Raw genomic sequence first — 15,961 nt, forward strand, 5'->3', positions numbered from 1 at the left:
CAGGTAATAATTGCCGACACTTGTGGCTGGCCCCCCAGCCATCGACAAAAGGCCTGCACTCGCCGCAACACATCACAAAACCATATGTCTCGAAGTAATTTCACTTTATTTATTGTTATGTGTTGAGATCGTAGAATGATTACATCAAGTCAAGCACTGGCCTGACGCGACACAAACTAGAAATAAACAAATAAACAAATAAACAAATAAACAAATAAAGGCTGCAGTCACTGTTCTCAGACACTCCAGCACGACGACAAAAGATACCGTTAGACCAACTTAAACCATATATTTTAGGGAATATATTTATGAGCATTTTAAAATCAACGTTAATCGCTAGCGCCTCTCTACTCATCGCCATCAGCCATGCCAACGCGGCTGAAAACCCAGATACCGGCTGGTACGTCGGCGCCGGTGTTGCCGTCAATCAGCTTAAAGATGACGACGGCAGTAAAGAAACCTATAACGGCCCCTCATTCAATGCCGGCTATCAACTGAACCAACATCTAGCCCTTGAGCTAGGCATATCTGGCTTTGACAGCAAGCAAAGCTCCGAAGATGTCGACGGGAGCTACAAGGCTGAAACAGACGTCATATTCCTAACGCCTGCGGTGAAATGGTCTTATGCCGCCAGCGAGAGAATCAACCTGTATAGCAAAGTCGGTGCATCTATTGCTTTTGTAGACTATCAAAACACCAATGTGGATGACGGAGAGACATGGAGCAACAAGGCGAGCTCTGAATGGGACGTCAGCCCAATGATTAGCGTGGGCGCGGAGTGGGAGCTTGATAGCAACTGGGCCGTTAATGCCGAGTACACCTACCGCCCCACCGCTATCGATGTCGACATGGAGCTTGATGACGGGTCTACATTCAGCCACGACCTCGACCTAGAAGTGCAGAGCTTTACGCTGGGCGTAAACTACCGCTTCTAGTCATCGCTAAGGCGTAACAGCGAGCGCAGGTAATAATTGCCGACACTTATGGCTGGCCCCCAGCCATCGACAAAAGGCCTGCACTCGCCGCAACACATCACAAAACCATATGTCTTGAAGCAATTTCACTTTATTTATTGTTATGTGTTTAGGTCGTAGAATGATTACATCAAGTCAAGCACTGGCCTGACGCGACAAAAATTACAAATAAACAAATAAAAAAATAAAGGCTGGAGTCACTGTTCTCAGCGACTCCAGCACGACGACAAAAGATATCGTTAGACCAACTTAAACCATATATTTTAGGGAATATATTTATGAGCATTTTAAAATCAACGTTAATCGCTAGCGCCTCTCTACTCATCGCCATCAGCCATGCCAACGCGGCTGAAAACCCAGATACCGGCTGGTACGTCGGCGCCGGCATTGCCGTCAATCAGCTTAAAGGTGACGACGGCAGTAAAGAAACCTATAACGGCCCCTCATTCAATGCCGGCTATCAACTGAACCAACATCTAGCCCTTGAACTAGGCATATCTGGCTTTGACAGCAAGCAAAGCTCCGAAGATGTCGACGGGAGCTACAAGGCTGAAACAGACGTCATATTCCTAACGCCTGCGGTGAAATGGTCTTATGCCGCCAGCGAGAGAATCAACCTGTATAGCAAAGTCGGTGCATCTATTGCTTTTGTAGACCATCAAAGCACCAATGTGGATGACGGAGAGACATGGAGCAACAAGGCGAGCTCTGAATGGGACGTCAGCCCAATGATTAGCGTGGGCGCGGAGTGGGAGCTTGATAGCAACTGGGCCGTTAATGCCGAGTACACCTACCGCCCCACCGCTATCGATGTCGACATAGAGCTTGATGACGGGTCTACATTCAGCCACGACTTAGACCTAGAAGTGCAGAGCTTTACGCTGGGCGTAAACTACCGCTTCTAGTCATCGCTAAGGCGTAACAGCGAGCGCAGGTAATAATTACCGACACTTGTGGCTGGCCCCCCAGCCATCGACAAAAGGCCTGCACTCGCCGCAACACATCACAAAACGATATATCTCGAAGCAATTTCACTTTATTTATTGTTATGTGTTTAGGTCGTAGAATGATTACATCAAGTCAAGCACTGGCCTGACGCGACAAAAATTACAAATAAACAAATAAACAAATAAACAAATAAACAAATAAAGGCTGTAGTCACTGTTCTCAGCGACTCCAGCACGACGACAAAAGATACCGTTAGACCAACTTAAACCATATATTTTAGGGAATATATTTATGAGCATTTTAAAATCAACGTTAATCGCTAGCGCCTCTCTACTCATCGCCACCAGCCATGCCAACGCGGCTGAAAACCCAGATACCGGCTGGTACGTCGGCGCCGGTGTTGTCAGCAGCCAAATAAAAATCAAGGATAGCGACTTCGACGAGTCGTATACCGGCGCCGCATTGACCGCCGGCTATCAATTCAACGAGCATCTCTCCCTTGAACTCGGCTTATCCAACCTACATATCGATGAGACAACCGGGGACGATGAGTACAAGATGGAAACGACAGTAAGCCCAATCTTTCTGACACCGGCTGTAAAATGGTCCTTCGCCGCCAGCGAAAGCATCGATCTATATACCAAGCTCGGTGTATCCATTGCATTTACGGATACCACTGTTGTCACCACCCCGACTCACGAGAACTCAAGTGTGTACGAGGCTCGCTCAGAGTGGGACATCAACCCAACATTCAGCGTTGGCGCCGAGTGGGAACTCGATCACAACTGGGCCGTTAATGCCGAGTACACTTACAGCCCCACCGCGCTAAATGTAGAGTCTGAGATTGACGGCACCAAATACAACGACGACCTCGACCTAGAAGTACAGAGCTTCATGATCGGCTTAAGCTACCGCTTCTAGTCAATCACCAAATCGCAACAGAGGAGGGGGGTAGACGATTCCCCCCGATAAAACCAACCACGACGGTAACAGACTCACTAAAGCCTCATTACTCCCCCCCTTTCGCGTAACAACCTCTGAATTTAAAGACGTTAAAGCGAACGCAAGATCCTGCAAGACTAATCAGCAGCCAGTACTTCCGCACAGCGCTACAAGCCCCCAGAAAATTTCAGCTCGCCCCATTTCAATATATAAATAATTGTGATGAAAGACCCAAACAACGCTTTATTTAAAAGCACTGATTAAGCCGTAAAATGACGCCACGCACCATCGTCAGGCCTGGCCATGATTTTAACTCAGCAGTCCACTAACGACTGACACCATGACGTCGCGATAGATCTCCGAAAATATTTCCAGAGGTAGCCAATGGCTGCAATAAAATCCGCCTTGTCCACTGGCGTAGCTTTTTTAATCGCCATGGCAAATGCCAGCGCCAGCGAGAATAGTCCGGGATGGTACACTGGCTTTGCAGCCTCCACCAACATGGCTGAGCTCAAGCAATTAAACCGCCTCAATACAGACGACCTTCGCGAGGAGGATGAATACAATGGTAAATCCACCAATTTTAGCGCCGCCTTCAGTGCCGGCTACCGACTGAATGATTATTTCGCACTGAACATCGATGTCTCAAACACCGATATTGAAGGTGATATAACAAACGCAGACCTCAACAGGAGAGTACGCGTCGAAGCAAAGCCTGTCTCGATCACGCCCGGCGTCAAATTTTTCTATGCCGTCAACCACAAGATGGATCTGTATGCCAAGCTGGGTGCGGCGATAAGCTTTGCTGAGTATCATTGCAGCGATAGCGACAACAGAGAGTACTACCAAGAACGCGGCGAGGCCAGCTGGGACCTCAGCGCTGCGCTGAGTGTAGGCACACAATGGAGACTGAACGCGCATTGGGCTATTAATGCTGAGTACACTCGCAACAATTCCACGCTAGACTTCGATTCTGAGCACGGCAATGAAATAAAGGTGAATTATGACAACCGAAGCGTCGCCCTCGGTTTGAACTACCGCTTTTAACCGCCCAGCACAATCAAAAGTGGCCGGGCACGACCTCCCCCCGCTGTCGTTTAGCATCACCACTAAATCGACACTTATAAAATATAAAAAAAACAATGAGCTTATTAGCAGGAAGGCATCAGCCAAAAAAAGCCATCACTGCAAGGTATTTTTACGGACAACATATGCAGCATATAATAAAGCACGTCGTCATTTGTAGCGGCATTCTAATACTCTCCGCCAACAGCCATAGCGTGAAAAATGCGTGCGCAGCCACTGTTGTCGAGACATCAGCGCAACACCAACAAGACAACAGCGACAATGAGCAAAAGCCTTTTGCCACGTCATTCCCTGCTGGCTACCGGCTTATTGAAGAGCTTGCCCCCGAAGCCTCTGCGCCGAATAGCACGACTGTATTTTCGCTGGCACAACAAAGCGCTAACGACGTCGCGAAGAAGGTTATTAACCAGCACGAGGACGCATCAAATACCTTCCTCTTCAGTATAAAATCAACGACAAGAAGTACGAGGTCATCAATACAAACAGAACAGCTGACAGAGATCATCGCTAAAGGCAGTGCCGAAATACTGTCAGCAAGACGATCAAACAACTCACTGTAGCGCCAAAGCGACGCAATATAGAAGCAATATAGAAGCAATATAGAAGCAATATAGAAGCAATATAGAAGCAATAATAAAGTATCAATGATACCAGCTAGCGCCATTTTCCACGGCGATTTTTTCCTCTTCGTTAAGATGAGTAAAACGATATCGACAGCGATGCAACCAAAAAGCAGCGTTAGCGAGACCTAAAACAGGGACTAACCAATCAGTCTGCAATGCACCTATAGATAATTGTTATGATTCGACTAAAGTCCCGTTTATTTTTCATCACCGTTAAAACCGCCACAATTATCGAAGTTAGTAACGCTGTGTTACTAAAATATAGTGAAGGAAGGATATGATGGAAAAAAAGGTATTAGGCCAGAAAAAAATTCTCGCCGTGAGTGTCGCACTCTCTTTATCCGCGATGGTGTCATCGGCTTACGCCGTCGAAGCAGGCGTTAAGTGCCAGCTAGACAGCGATGCAGAATGTGCAGCGATTTTACCACCGCTGCAGGATAACCACTATGCAACAGGCACTGAGCTTGCAAGCTACGGCGGCGGTAACGGCGGCGGCGGTAACGGCGGCGGCGAAGAAGGCCCAGAATTCGGCCGCCCAGGCCTGCCCACCCCTCTCGATCCTGATTTTGGTGTCGACGCTGTCGAGCCCGGCCCTGACGGCCCAGATTTCGGTGTCGACCAAGGCATTGTCGGCACAGACAACACGCCACCACCGGCTTGGACACCTCAGACTGGAGACGTCAATTTCCAAGTTGTCAGCCTGGGCTCCTCTGATCTAAAATCGATCAAAGGGCTTACATTCGAACTAGAAAAGGGTGAAAACATTGTCATTGGGGCTAACGGCAGAGTCTTTGTCGATGGTCGCCCTAACCCCAACTATAGCGTTAGCATTGTGCTTCCGCCTGAAGAACCAAGGCAGGGGTCTGAAAGCTACCAAGCCATCGCGGTAACAGGCTACGATGGCAGCGTCGTCGCCAGCATTTATTATAATCCGACCACACAAGTTTACACATGGCATTATAACGGCGACCAAGGCCTAGTCACTGCCGAGTATGACCAGGACCAGGGCAGCGGCACTATTCATTTCGATGACATCGAGTTAACACCGACCCCCCCTAGCGTAGCGCCAGGCTTGGCAAACTCGGCAAAAATAGCTCTAAATCCTTTGCATACAACCATGACGATTAACCTAGACAATGGCGAGGTGTACTACATTCATCACCTGCGGCAGTTTGGCACCTCAGAGCCGATAATCACTAAACTGGACGACCACGGCAACGAAGTCCCATGCGAAAATTTAGCCGTTGATATAAAGGGAGACCTAAACGAAGGCGAAATGACGATAAAAAATACCGAGACCGGCGTGACGGTTGATATTGACGTTAGCAGGAATAAGCTGGGCGTAGTGGAGGCCACATGGTCTGCAAAAGGCATTGAGGTGGTGGGGTTAGAGCATACATACGTGGGTGATTTCACTTACTCCTACCTGCAAGAGACACTTTACTGGGGTGAGGATGTGGGCACCTATCTAACCATTGACAACACCTCCGTTAATGACAACCCCGACTCTACTTACGCTGGCGCCGTGACAATAACGACTGGCACAGGTGAAGAATACCAAATTAAAGAGAGGAGGGAGGACGGCAAACTCTTCATTTTCAAGAAAGATGACGAAGGCGATTTCAAAAAAGCCAAGCTTAACGTCGAGGTGGTCACCCGCGAGGATCGAGTAACTCAGTCCTTCCTTAGTCCTCTTGTCGTTATCACAGGAAATGGAAGCTCGGAGCTTGCGGGGCAAACAACCAAACTCGTTCGTGTCGGTAACCGAGTGTACTGGGCATCCGATATGGGTGGTGTTAGACAAATCGGCCGAATAGTCACAGAAGACGGTAAGTATTATTGGAAGACCAATGATGTAACCCCGATATCTCCAGCCCCGCTATCAGCGGATCAAAAAAGTGAGTTACAGCAACAAGTAGCAAGCCTATCACCGCAGCAGAAAAATAAGCTGCGCCAAAAGGCCGCTAATCTGCGTAATCGCATCCAGCAGCGTCTCGCATCTCGCCACTGATCCCATCTCCTGTGAAGCCGGCGGCCGCCACAGCGGCCGCTGGCCCTATTACCGAAATTGAGCGACTTATTATGAAAAAAATTATTTTAACCGCCGCCGTGATGGCTGCAACGCTGGCGGCCACCACCGCATCGGCACAATCCTCACTGTTAGATGAAGTACAGAGTGGCAGTAATTACAAGAACACCAACTTTAACGCCCAGGTCTATCAGATTGACGACGACTACGATACCGTCGCCGCTTTCACCGCCAACGTCCAGGTAAACGACGCGTTGCGCATGTCGGCTCAGCTCGACACCGAAGGCTATATGGAAGTCAGCGCCGGTTACGGTTTTGCCTTTAATAACGGCATCTACCTCGAGCCTTATGCCAACTACGGAAAAACGGATTTTCTCGATATTTACTCGCTCGGCGCCTTTAGTGGCCTCGCCATCACCGAGAAGCTAATGATGTTTGCCGACGTGTCGCACCAGTGGCGCAACGGCCGTGATATCGGTGACGTCTACGACGCAAGCTCGAGCAATCAGCGCGAGTTGCTAACGGCGATCGGTGCCAGCTACGACCTACTGGACTCGTTGAATGCCTCCTATACTTTCCACTACGACAATGTGATAGAAGATGGCGGCATGAAGAACGAGAGCGACAGCCGTACCAGCCATGAGATCAACCTAACCTATAGCGGTTTCGGCCGTTTCGAACCGTACGTTCAATACACTACCGGCGAGTACCGCGTCAGCGAAGGCGCCCAGGTGTCGAACGAAGAAAGCGTTGAGTTTGGTTTTAATTACCGCTTTTAATGCGTAGCCATAACGGCGACCGCCAGTAATATCCCGGCAGACAAACTACCTTCCTTCAGAGAAAGTGCGTCCCGCCGGGCAAAAAATAGCCCATCCCTAATGGGCAATTTTTTACCCGCCATCATCCGCGGGTTTTTTTTGCCAGCAGGATGCTAGCAACCTTCTACTGCTCCTCTTCTACTCCCCCTATTCTACTGCCCCAGCAACACTGGCAGCTTCCTCTGTTTCCTGACAATGCCTGCAGCACGCAGACAACACATCACTATTTGTGATAACACAACCCAACTTCCATGTGTTTTTTATCATCGGTTAACTCACCATAATAACCTGATTGTAGTTTCAGACTACCAATACACCTGAAGGAAGGTCATTATGAATAACATTTTATTGGTTCAGAAAAAATTTATTTTAACCGCCGCCGTGATGGCTGCAACGCTGGCTGCCACCACCGCATCGGCGCAATCCTCACTGTTAGATGAAGTACAGAGTGGCAGTAATTACAAGAACACCAACTTTAACGCCCAGGTCTATCAGATTGACGACGACTACGATACCGTCGCCGCTTTCACCGCCAACGTCCAGGTAAACGACGCGTTGCGCATGTCGGCTCAGCTCGACACCGAAGGCTATATGGAAGTCAGCGCCGGTTACGGTTTTGCCTTTAATAACGGCATCTACCTCGAGCCTTATGCCAACTACGGAAAAACGGATTTTCTCGATATTTACTCGCTCGGCGCCTTTAGTGGCCTCGCCATCACCGAGAAGCTAATGATGTTTGCCGACGTGTCGCACCAGTGGCGCAACGGCCGTGATATCGGCGACGTCTACGACGCAAGCTCGAGCAATCAGCGCGAGTTGCTAACCGCGATCGGTGCCAGCTACGACCTACTGGACTCGTTGAATGCCTCCTATACTTTCCACTACGACAATGTGATAGAAGATGGCGGCATGAAAAACGAGAGCGACAGCCGTACCAGCCATGAGATCAACCTAACCTATAGCGGTTTCGGTCGTTTCGAACCGTACGTTCAATACACCACCGGCGAGTACCGCGTCAGCGAAGGCGCCCAGGTGTCGAACGAAGAGAGCGTTGAGTTTGGTTTTAATTACCGCTTTTAATGCTTAACCATAACGGCGACCGCTAATAGTGTCCCGGCAGACAAGCATGCTTTAGAAAAGTATGCTCCATCGATTAAAAAATCGCCCGTCCCTATCGGGCAACTTTTCACCCGCCATCACCCGCGGGTTTTTTTATTAACGATGCACACGCCAAGCACGGCGACTTAGAAGCCACATAGCTTTTTATTATATTTCAAACAAAGATCTCTTTATTTTTTGTTATACATAGAAGCCATAAAATAATCACATCGAATCAAGCGCTGACCTGACGCAACGCCAGCTACAAATAAATGCATAGCCACTGAACACGGCCTCCCCAGCACGAAGGCTAAGCCATGCATTAGACATTCTGAAGCTATATTTTAGGGAATATATTGATGAAGATTTTAAAATTAACGCTAATCGTTAGCGCCTCGCTGCTCATCGCCATCAGCAATGCCGATGCCGCTGAAAAACAGCATTCTGGCTGGTACGCCGGCGCGAGTGTTAACAACAGCCAAATAAAAATTAAAGATCGCGATGACGACAAGACATTTATCGGCGCCTCATTTACAGCCGGCTATCAACTCAGTGAGCATCTTGCCCTTGAACTCGGCGTATCGACTCTCGATATCTCAGAGGGGGATGGCGACGAAGAGAGCAGCTGGGAGGTCAGAGTAAAGCCAATCTTTCTGACACCGGCGGTAAAATGGTCCATCGCCGCCAGCGAAAGTATCGACCTGTATGCCAAGCTCGGCGCATCCATCGCATTTACGGACAGTCAAGTGACTAACACTTCGACAGGCGAGGACTTAGAAATCCTTGAGGCTCGCTCAGAATGGGACGTCAACCCGACATTTAGTGTTGGCGCCGAGTGGCAGCTTGACCACAACTGGGCCGTTAATGCCGAGTACACCTACAGCCCCACCGCGTTAGGTGTAGAGACTGAATTTGACGGCAGCAACTACAATGACGACCTCGACCTAGAAGTACAGAGCCTCATGATCGGCTTACACTACCACTTCTAGCCGCTGCCGCCGATGCCGTCATCGCCCCGCACACACGAGGCAGGTGGCGGTTGCTAGTGGCAGTCAACCATCGCCGTCGCGGGCGGCGTACGCTCTTTGATAAAAGCACCATTAGCCCCCGGGCACGCCATGCCCGAGCCAGGCTTTTGGCTACAGATGGCGACCTGTGCCTTGGTCGGCGGCGTCACAAAGAATGACGCTGGGGCCTGATAGGTTATCGACCAGACGCCCGGCTGATAGCTGTTAGCCACAATCTGCATAAACTCATCGGCGAGCGTCGCTTCCATCGTCGTCGGGTAGCGATCAAACATCAGGAAATAACGCACCTGACTATCTGACTTCAGATAATCACTCTGTACCGAACTCCCCTCTAAAGTCACTGTTACCGTATTGCTAGCCGGGTCAAGGTGACAGCTCTGCGTCGTTGGAAAGCTCATATTACTGCCTCCAATATTTACCACTTTCTCGATACCGAGCTGCTGATCACCAGCGTTGGGTGCCTGAAACACAATTAATTCACTCACCCCTTCCTTCGAGGGTGTAACGCGTTGCGGCGAGAAGTAAATATTCTGCTTTTCACCGTTCACCAACAACGTCAAAGGCACCTGCACATTCGCCAGATCAAACGGCGCTGGCTGGCCATTTTCATAAGTCACCGTACTCAATGCATTCACACGCAAGCCGACATGATAAAGCGTCGAATCCGCAAACTGAGGAATCACCGTATTGGTCAAGTCCCCTAGACTAATAGTCAACGGGTGCGGCTGCACCATCTTACCGCTCGCAGTCGTGCTGTCCGCCACCATCGTGTCGTCGTTCAAGGTACCGTCCTGGGCAAGCGCGTCATCGTAAGCGAAGGTGTAAATAGGCTGCACCGAAGAAGCACCGCCAATACTGTGCAAGCCCTTCGAATACAGGTCATACCAAGGGCCAGTATTGACCGACGCCGGTAACAAGCTCTGCTGATAAAGTAGCCCCTGCGCTTGCGCGGCGGCGAAATACGGCTTTGACAGCGGTAATGCCTGCCCGCTGCTATCCAACAGCTCTGGGTAAGGCATTAAACCGGCCACCACGGCAGAGGTAAACTCGCGTACGATAATTGACTCTGGCGTATCCTTTGGCTGGTCAAAGCTCTCACCGGCACCACCGAAATACGGTTTAGCACTGTTCGGCAGCTTAATGCGAATCAGCTTGGTCTGCGTTTGATTATTAAAAACAAGAAAACCTGCATCGATATAACCGGTAAACAAGTAGTCGTTCAGCGGTGCGGCACTCGAGTTATTCTTCAGGTCAGCCTCGGTATTAATCACCATGCGGTGGCTCGAACTTTGAGCATAATAATTTTCTAGCTCAGCAAGATAATCAATCCCGTACTGGCTGGCGTCGTGCAAGTATTTTGTATCGAACGAGGGGTTACCATAGGCGCCGGTATCGGCCATCGCCTTACTGGGCGACACAATGCGAAGCTGGCTACTCGCTCCTGTCGTCGGTGTATACGTTAATGACAGTTTATCCCACTGCGCCGCACTGGATAGAGGGGCTGAACTCAGCACCTGCTGTTGCAGCGAAAAGATAGCACTACGGCTCGCCGTCAACCCCGACTGTGCCAACCGAGTCACACAGCCACCACCCGCACTGCCATTACAGTTATTGGCAACACTGTTGTCGGGCACCTGCTGCGATAAGGCTAAGGGCAGAGAGAAAAAATCAACCGCCGTCGGATTGGCCCAGCTACCGTTATTGGCCGTAAACGAGAATTCGACCTTATCAAACAGGTAGTAATAATTGCCGTCCCTGTTATTAAAACCATCGGGGTCGGCAATCGTCGGCTCTCCGGTCTTGGCATCGGCGACGATATCAAAATCCACCGGGTGCTCTAACGAAACATATAAGCGGCCTGACTGCAGTAGTGGTAATTTTAACTGGTGCTGCGTCACCGACACCCCTTCGACCAGTGTGTCGACACGCAGGTCTGCTAGTTTGAAAGCGTATTGGCTGCTATCTGTGCCGGCAGTGACAACTTCACAACGACTCTCACCAGTCTGAAAGTCCGTCACCTTAACGAAGCAGTGCTTAGCGTTAGGGCCAGGGGTTTTTGCCTTAGCTATAATATAGACCTGATCATCGCCCACCCACTTATTACCGGCAGGGCCACTGTTGTTCTCGATATTGACGGGAAACCAAGGCCCCGTATACGTGCCCGGTGCCGACAGTCGCGTACAGCTTACCGCAATATCATCGACGTGCCCCGCATTCACAGCCCCCTCGCCGTTAGATACTTCACAGCGGTGGTCTTCAGGCTGCTGAGCAACGGTGACCGCATAGCTGGTTAAGTGTGGATAACTCTGTTCAAAGGTAAAGCGACCGTTGTCAGCGACATGAAGCGCATTGCCCTGACCATCCTCCAACACCACATGGCTTTCTTCTAAACCGCTCAACTCACCGCCCAGCTCATAACAACCGCCGAGAGCGGCGACAAGCCCTAATAAAGATACTTTCTTATACATCATAAATTCCCTATTATATATCGCAAAAAATAACGCCCAATCATTCCAGACGTACCATCCCTTTTTGTGCAGCGCATATTATATTTATAATTTTAAAAATAGAAATGAAAATAAAAAAGAATTTAACGTGGTTTCATCGACAACATTAACAGGCAGAATAAAAATTAAAAAGGCGACACAAAACCTGACAGTGACAACAATTTGAAGATTTATCACCGTAACAAGCAACGATAGCAAGACGCAATACAGCAATACAGCAATACAGCAATACAGCAATACAGCAATACAGCAATACAGCAATACAGCAATACAGCAATACAGCAATACAGCAATACAGCAATCACAAACCACACCCAGCAACACAGAAAAAAACAAGCGATAATTTTTATATTGATTAGATACCCCACCTATTTGTCAACGACGCCCTAGCTCGCAATGCCAGCGATTAATAACTCGCTACTGCAATCAACGATCAGATAGCCGTTTATCTTCACTCGTCGTTAGTGCTAACAGAGCATTATTACCTGCTATTTTACCTTTCTCTACGCTGTGAGCGTTTGCCTCCCCCCTCGCGGACGAGCTCAAATAACAGCCTGCCACACGGCGTGGCATAGATTTCTCTGTTACGACGACAAGCTTATTACCAGCCGGGATGTTATAGACAAGATAAAAAAGGCTCAACACTCAGAAATAGAAACTCATTAACCGACACAAACAACATCAACACAAAGTTGAGAGACAACTCAACATAACACTTAAAATACAGCACCATAACGATCATTCAGCAATCTAACCCACAACCAAAAACTAATGTTAAATTGAAAGAATAAAGTAACACCGATTCAACAAGCGGTTTAACTTTAATAATAGTTAACCTGCTAGTTAGCATATATTGATATGAGACAAACATAGCGGCAAGCGACACTGGTATAAGTATAAATACCATAAGAACAGAGGGCGATTACAGCTCTCACCAATATAGATATAACTAAAATTGCTATTCACCTGCTGGACTATTGTATGAATAAATCACTCTCTACAAAAATATTTATCGGGCTATTTTCAGGCCTGATACTTGGCTCCATCATCCAATACCTACTCTCGGGATTCCCCGTCTTCGACCAGTACCTCGTCGGCACCGCCTCCGCCGTCGGCACCATGTTCGTCTCGCTGATCAAGCTGATGGTTGTACCACTGGTTTTCATCTCCATCGTCACCGGCGTCTGTGAGCTCGAAAACAGCTCCAGTCTCGGTCGCCTCGGTGGTAAGATCTCCGGCTTATACCTGATCAACACCTTGCTGGCGATCACCACCGCGCTGGTCATCACCTACTTCCTGCAACCCGGTGCCGGTGCCAACCTCGGCGTCGCGGCCAGCGGTTCCAGTGCACTGACCGAGCAGGGCCTTCCTGACATCGGCACGATGATCGTGCAAATTATCCCAACCAACCCGTTTGCCGCTTTCGCCAGTGGCAACATGTTGCAGATCATCTTCATGGCCATCGTCGTCGCACTCGCCATTAAGTCTCTCGGACAGTACGCCAAGCCAGCACAGCATGCCTTCTCGCTGGCAAACGACATCATGATGCGTCTGATCACCATGGTTATGTCGCTGGCTCCCTACGGCGTGTTCGCACTGATGATCAATCTCGGTGCCACCCTCGACATGAACGCGCTCTCCTCGGTCGCTGGCTTCGTCTTGATCTGCGTATCCATCATGTTCTTCTGGATCTTTGTCGTCTACCCTCTCGCCGTCTGGGCACTGACTGGCATCAAGCCTAGCGTCTTCCGCGCCAAGACACGCGAGCTCGTCTTGTTCTCACTGTCGACCGCCTCCTCTAACGCCTCGATCCCTGTCACCACTCGTACGCTGGTAGAAAAGCTTGGCGTCTCTAAGGCACTTGCTGGCTTTGGTGTGCCTCTCGGCGCCACCGTTAACATGTCCGGTGCCGCTATCTATATCGCCGTGGCAGCCGTGTTTGCCACCAACGCCTACGGCGTACACCTCGACGTAGCGGACCTGGTCACTATCGGCCTCACCGTCTGTCTGATGGCCGTGGGTGTCGGCGGCGTTCCCGGCGGTGCAGTCGTGATGATTGCGGTACTCATCCAGCAGTTTGGCCTGCCTGCAGAGGCACTGGCTATTATCGCCGCGGTCGACCGTATCAACGACATGGTATGTACCTCCTCTAACGTAGTCGGCGATGCCGCCGTCATTACCGTCGTCGCCGGTACTGAGGGTGAACTCAACCACGACCACGCCAAGGATATCAACGCCACCACCGGCAACACCGAGGCGGCTACCGAAGTCAGCTAAGTCGCTCAGCACGTTAAATAAGCCGCCCTATCGAGGACGGCTTTTTTTTGTCTGAAAATCGCCAAGCAGACCAACCATTGCGCTGCCAATCTATAAACGTGGCGCGAAGACAGCCTGTTTTGGCGCTTCCTCGAAAGCTAGCTGCCCACCTAATCGATACAATTATCACCAGCAACTTTTGGAGAGACAGCTATGAAGACCTATTTCCACGCACAATTACTTGCCGCCTCACTGCTGGCCGTTAGCGCCTTCAGCCAGGCCGCGCCAGTAGAGTTCAGCTTCGATGATATGAGCCACCCAAAGGCCAACGAATTTCTACAACAATCCTTCGATGCCCTGCTCAACGACCACCAGAAACTAGAGGGCAGCCTTGCCGATGATTTTGTGCAGGTGTTTGGCGCGACGATCAATAGCCGTGAAGATTTTCTAGACCATAGTAAAGCCCTGCAGAAATCAGTTGCCAGTGCAAAGGTGCATTTTGAAGACGTCAACGTCGACGAAGATGGGACTATCTCAGAGATACACACCGTTGCTATACGCAAAAAGGACGGCTCTGAGGCGGTGCTGCGATTTTTAGCCTTCTGGTCTTTCAAAGATGGCAAGCTGAGCAAGATCGACGAGCTAAGTGCGCTCATTCAAGGCAGCAGTGCTGACAAAGACATCGGCGCACGGACAAAGTAGTTACTGTTAAAGTCGCTATAATCAAGAGCGCTAGGATTAAAATAGGGGCACAAGCTCTGCCCCTACCCCCCGTTCATCACACCTCCTGTTGACGTTTATTGTTTTTAAAATTTCTATAACAGCGGTGTTTTAAACCTCTTAAAACACCGCCAAAAATGGACATAAAACACTCTCGAGCAAACAGTTCTGGAATGACAGACAGGGACTTCAAGCGATTATTTCAGACAATGGCGAGTAGACCATAGTCGATGGCGTCACCTCGAAAGCTTAACCACCGATTAACACTTACATTAAGCTGACATTAACCATGAGGATTCATCATGAAAACATTTTTTCGCAGCCAACTAATCGCCCTAACATTGCTCACAGGTAGCGCGATGACGCAGGCAATGCCAGTCGAAATGAGCTTCGACGATATTGGTCACCCAGAAGTCAACCACTATCTCCGTCAGACCTTTGGAACATTTTTCAATAACCCAGAGGCAATGGAAAGCGAGCTTAGCGATGACTTCGTACAGGTCTTTGGCGGCAAGATTAATAGCCGTGCCGATTTCTTAGCGCACGTCAGCGTACTACAGCAGTCGCTAACCGGCGCCAAAATACGCTTTGAGGATGTCAGCATCGACAAGGACGGTGTCATCTCTGAGATTCACACCATCGCTTTAAACAAGAAGGATGGCTCGGAGGCAGTCTTGCGTTTCTTGGCTTTCTACTACTTTAAAGACGGAAAGCTGAGCAAGGTCGACGAACTGAGTGCCGTTGTGCAAGGCAGCAGCGAGGACCGCGACCTGGGCTCACGCATAAAGTAATCGCCAGACCTCCCTCAGCACGCCTGCCCTGGCCTATCATGATGATCAGCCAGAGCAGGCAGCATCTGTCTCGCCTTACGCTCCCTTTTTACTTTTTACTTTTTACCTTTTACTTTTCAATCACCGCTTACCACCTTTCAA

General features: G+C 49.6%; 13 protein-coding genes. 12 read left to right on the forward strand and 1 reads right to left on the reverse strand.

The window, feature by feature from the left end; genetic code table 11:
• The first annotated feature begins 308 nt into the window (after positions 1 to 308).
• The 9 genes from EDC56_RS10790 to EDC56_RS10830 all read left to right on the forward strand — a co-directional run bounded on the left by EDC56_RS10790 (position 309) and on the right by EDC56_RS10830 (position 9,507).
• Positions 309 to 935: a porin family protein gene (locus tag EDC56_RS10790; protein WP_123712513.1), complete on the forward strand. Its 627-nt coding sequence runs from the start codon at positions 309 to 311 to the stop codon at positions 933 to 935.
• A 317-nt stretch (positions 936 to 1,252) separates the two neighbouring features.
• On the forward strand, positions 1,253 to 1,879 hold the full coding sequence (locus EDC56_RS10795; RefSeq protein ID WP_123712514.1) for a porin family protein: 627 nt from the start codon (positions 1,253 to 1,255) through the stop codon (positions 1,877 to 1,879).
• Positions 1,880 to 2,213: 334 nt separating this feature from the next.
• The gene (locus EDC56_RS10800; protein ID WP_123712515.1) at positions 2,214 to 2,843 is read left to right on the forward strand and encodes a porin family protein; all 630 of its coding nucleotides are present in this window, start codon (positions 2,214 to 2,216) and stop codon (positions 2,841 to 2,843) included.
• 405 nt (positions 2,844 to 3,248) lie between these two features.
• Positions 3,249 to 3,911, forward strand: a complete 663-nt coding sequence (locus EDC56_RS10805; protein WP_123712516.1) for a porin family protein — start codon at positions 3,249 to 3,251, stop codon at positions 3,909 to 3,911.
• Between the two features lie 164 nt (positions 3,912 to 4,075).
• Positions 4,076 to 4,510, forward strand: coding sequence for a hypothetical protein (locus EDC56_RS10810; RefSeq protein WP_148059382.1), 435 nt, complete (start codon positions 4,076 to 4,078; stop codon positions 4,508 to 4,510).
• A 340-nt stretch (positions 4,511 to 4,850) separates the two neighbouring features.
• Positions 4,851 to 6,584 (forward strand): hypothetical protein, encoded by a 1,734-nt coding sequence (locus tag EDC56_RS10815; RefSeq protein ID WP_123712518.1) that lies wholly within the window; start codon positions 4,851 to 4,853, stop codon positions 6,582 to 6,584.
• A gap of 71 nt (positions 6,585 to 6,655) precedes the next feature.
• Positions 6,656 to 7,381 (forward strand): hypothetical protein, encoded by a 726-nt coding sequence (locus EDC56_RS10820; RefSeq protein WP_148059383.1) that lies wholly within the window; start codon positions 6,656 to 6,658, stop codon positions 7,379 to 7,381.
• 372 nt (positions 7,382 to 7,753) lie between these two features.
• Complete coding sequence (locus tag EDC56_RS10825; RefSeq protein ID WP_123712520.1) at positions 7,754 to 8,500, forward strand: hypothetical protein; 747 nt, start codon at positions 7,754 to 7,756, stop codon at positions 8,498 to 8,500.
• A 377-nt stretch (positions 8,501 to 8,877) separates the two neighbouring features.
• Positions 8,878 to 9,507, forward strand: coding sequence for a porin family protein (locus tag EDC56_RS10830; protein WP_123712521.1), 630 nt, complete (start codon positions 8,878 to 8,880; stop codon positions 9,505 to 9,507).
• Positions 9,508 to 9,560: 53 nt separating this feature from the next.
• On the opposite strand, the gene EDC56_RS10835 is transcribed toward EDC56_RS10830, so the two are convergent.
• Positions 9,561 to 12,017 (reverse strand): beta-1,3-glucanase family protein, encoded by a 2,457-nt coding sequence (locus EDC56_RS10835; RefSeq protein ID WP_123712522.1) that lies wholly within the window; start codon positions 12,015 to 12,017, stop codon positions 9,561 to 9,563.
• A 1,017-nt stretch (positions 12,018 to 13,034) separates the two neighbouring features.
• On the opposite strand from EDC56_RS10835, the gene EDC56_RS10845 reads away from it, so the two are divergent.
• The 3 genes from EDC56_RS10845 (at position 13,035) to EDC56_RS10855 (ending at position 15,820) form a co-directional block, all read left to right on the forward strand.
• The gene (locus EDC56_RS10845; protein WP_123712524.1) at positions 13,035 to 14,330 is read left to right on the forward strand and encodes a dicarboxylate/amino acid:cation symporter; all 1,296 of its coding nucleotides are present in this window, start codon (positions 13,035 to 13,037) and stop codon (positions 14,328 to 14,330) included.
• A 192-nt stretch (positions 14,331 to 14,522) separates the two neighbouring features.
• Entirely contained in the window at positions 14,523 to 15,011 is a 489-nt protein-coding gene (locus EDC56_RS10850; protein ID WP_123712525.1) for a nuclear transport factor 2 family protein, read from the forward strand.
• Positions 15,012 to 15,331: 320 nt separating this feature from the next.
• The gene (locus tag EDC56_RS10855) at positions 15,332 to 15,820 is read left to right on the forward strand and encodes a nuclear transport factor 2 family protein (RefSeq protein ID WP_123712526.1); all 489 of its coding nucleotides are present in this window, start codon (positions 15,332 to 15,334) and stop codon (positions 15,818 to 15,820) included.
• The last annotated feature ends 141 nt before the right edge of the window (positions 15,821 to 15,961 follow it).

It is taken from the genome of Sinobacterium caligoides (assembly GCF_003752585.1).
In the GTDB taxonomy this organism is placed as follows: domain Bacteria; phylum Pseudomonadota; class Gammaproteobacteria; order Pseudomonadales; family Sinobacteriaceae; genus Sinobacterium; species Sinobacterium caligoides.

Bases quoted from the DNA above. Each gene is read 5' to 3' on its own strand.
- EDC56_RS10850 (WP_123712525.1), top strand. From the start codon at position 14,523: ATGAAGACCTATTTCCACGCACAATTACTTGCCGCCTCACTGCTGGCC.
- EDC56_RS10800 (WP_123712515.1), top strand. From the start codon at position 2,214: ATGAGCATTTTAAAATCAACGTTAATCGCTAGCGCCTCTCTACTCATC.
- EDC56_RS10815 (WP_123712518.1), top strand. From the start codon at position 4,851: ATGATGGAAAAAAAGGTATTAGGCCAGAAAAAAATTCTCGCCGTGAGT.
- EDC56_RS10805 (WP_123712516.1), top strand. From the start codon at position 3,249: ATGGCTGCAATAAAATCCGCCTTGTCCACTGGCGTAGCTTTTTTAATC.
- EDC56_RS10820 (WP_148059383.1), top strand. From the start codon at position 6,656: ATGAAAAAAATTATTTTAACCGCCGCCGTGATGGCTGCAACGCTGGCG.
- EDC56_RS10790 (WP_123712513.1), top strand. From the start codon at position 309: ATGAGCATTTTAAAATCAACGTTAATCGCTAGCGCCTCTCTACTCATC.
- EDC56_RS10795 (WP_123712514.1), top strand. From the start codon at position 1,253: ATGAGCATTTTAAAATCAACGTTAATCGCTAGCGCCTCTCTACTCATC.
- EDC56_RS10810 (WP_148059382.1), top strand. From the start codon at position 4,076: ATGCAGCATATAATAAAGCACGTCGTCATTTGTAGCGGCATTCTAATA.
- EDC56_RS10845 (WP_123712524.1), top strand. From the start codon at position 13,035: ATGAATAAATCACTCTCTACAAAAATATTTATCGGGCTATTTTCAGGC.
- EDC56_RS10825 (WP_123712520.1), top strand. From the start codon at position 7,754: ATGAATAACATTTTATTGGTTCAGAAAAAATTTATTTTAACCGCCGCC.
- EDC56_RS10855 (WP_123712526.1), top strand. From the start codon at position 15,332: ATGAAAACATTTTTTCGCAGCCAACTAATCGCCCTAACATTGCTCACA.
- EDC56_RS10830 (WP_123712521.1), top strand. From the start codon at position 8,878: ATGAAGATTTTAAAATTAACGCTAATCGTTAGCGCCTCGCTGCTCATC.
- EDC56_RS10835 (WP_123712522.1), bottom strand. From the start codon at position 12,017: ATGATGTATAAGAAAGTATCTTTATTAGGGCTTGTCGCCGCTCTCGGC.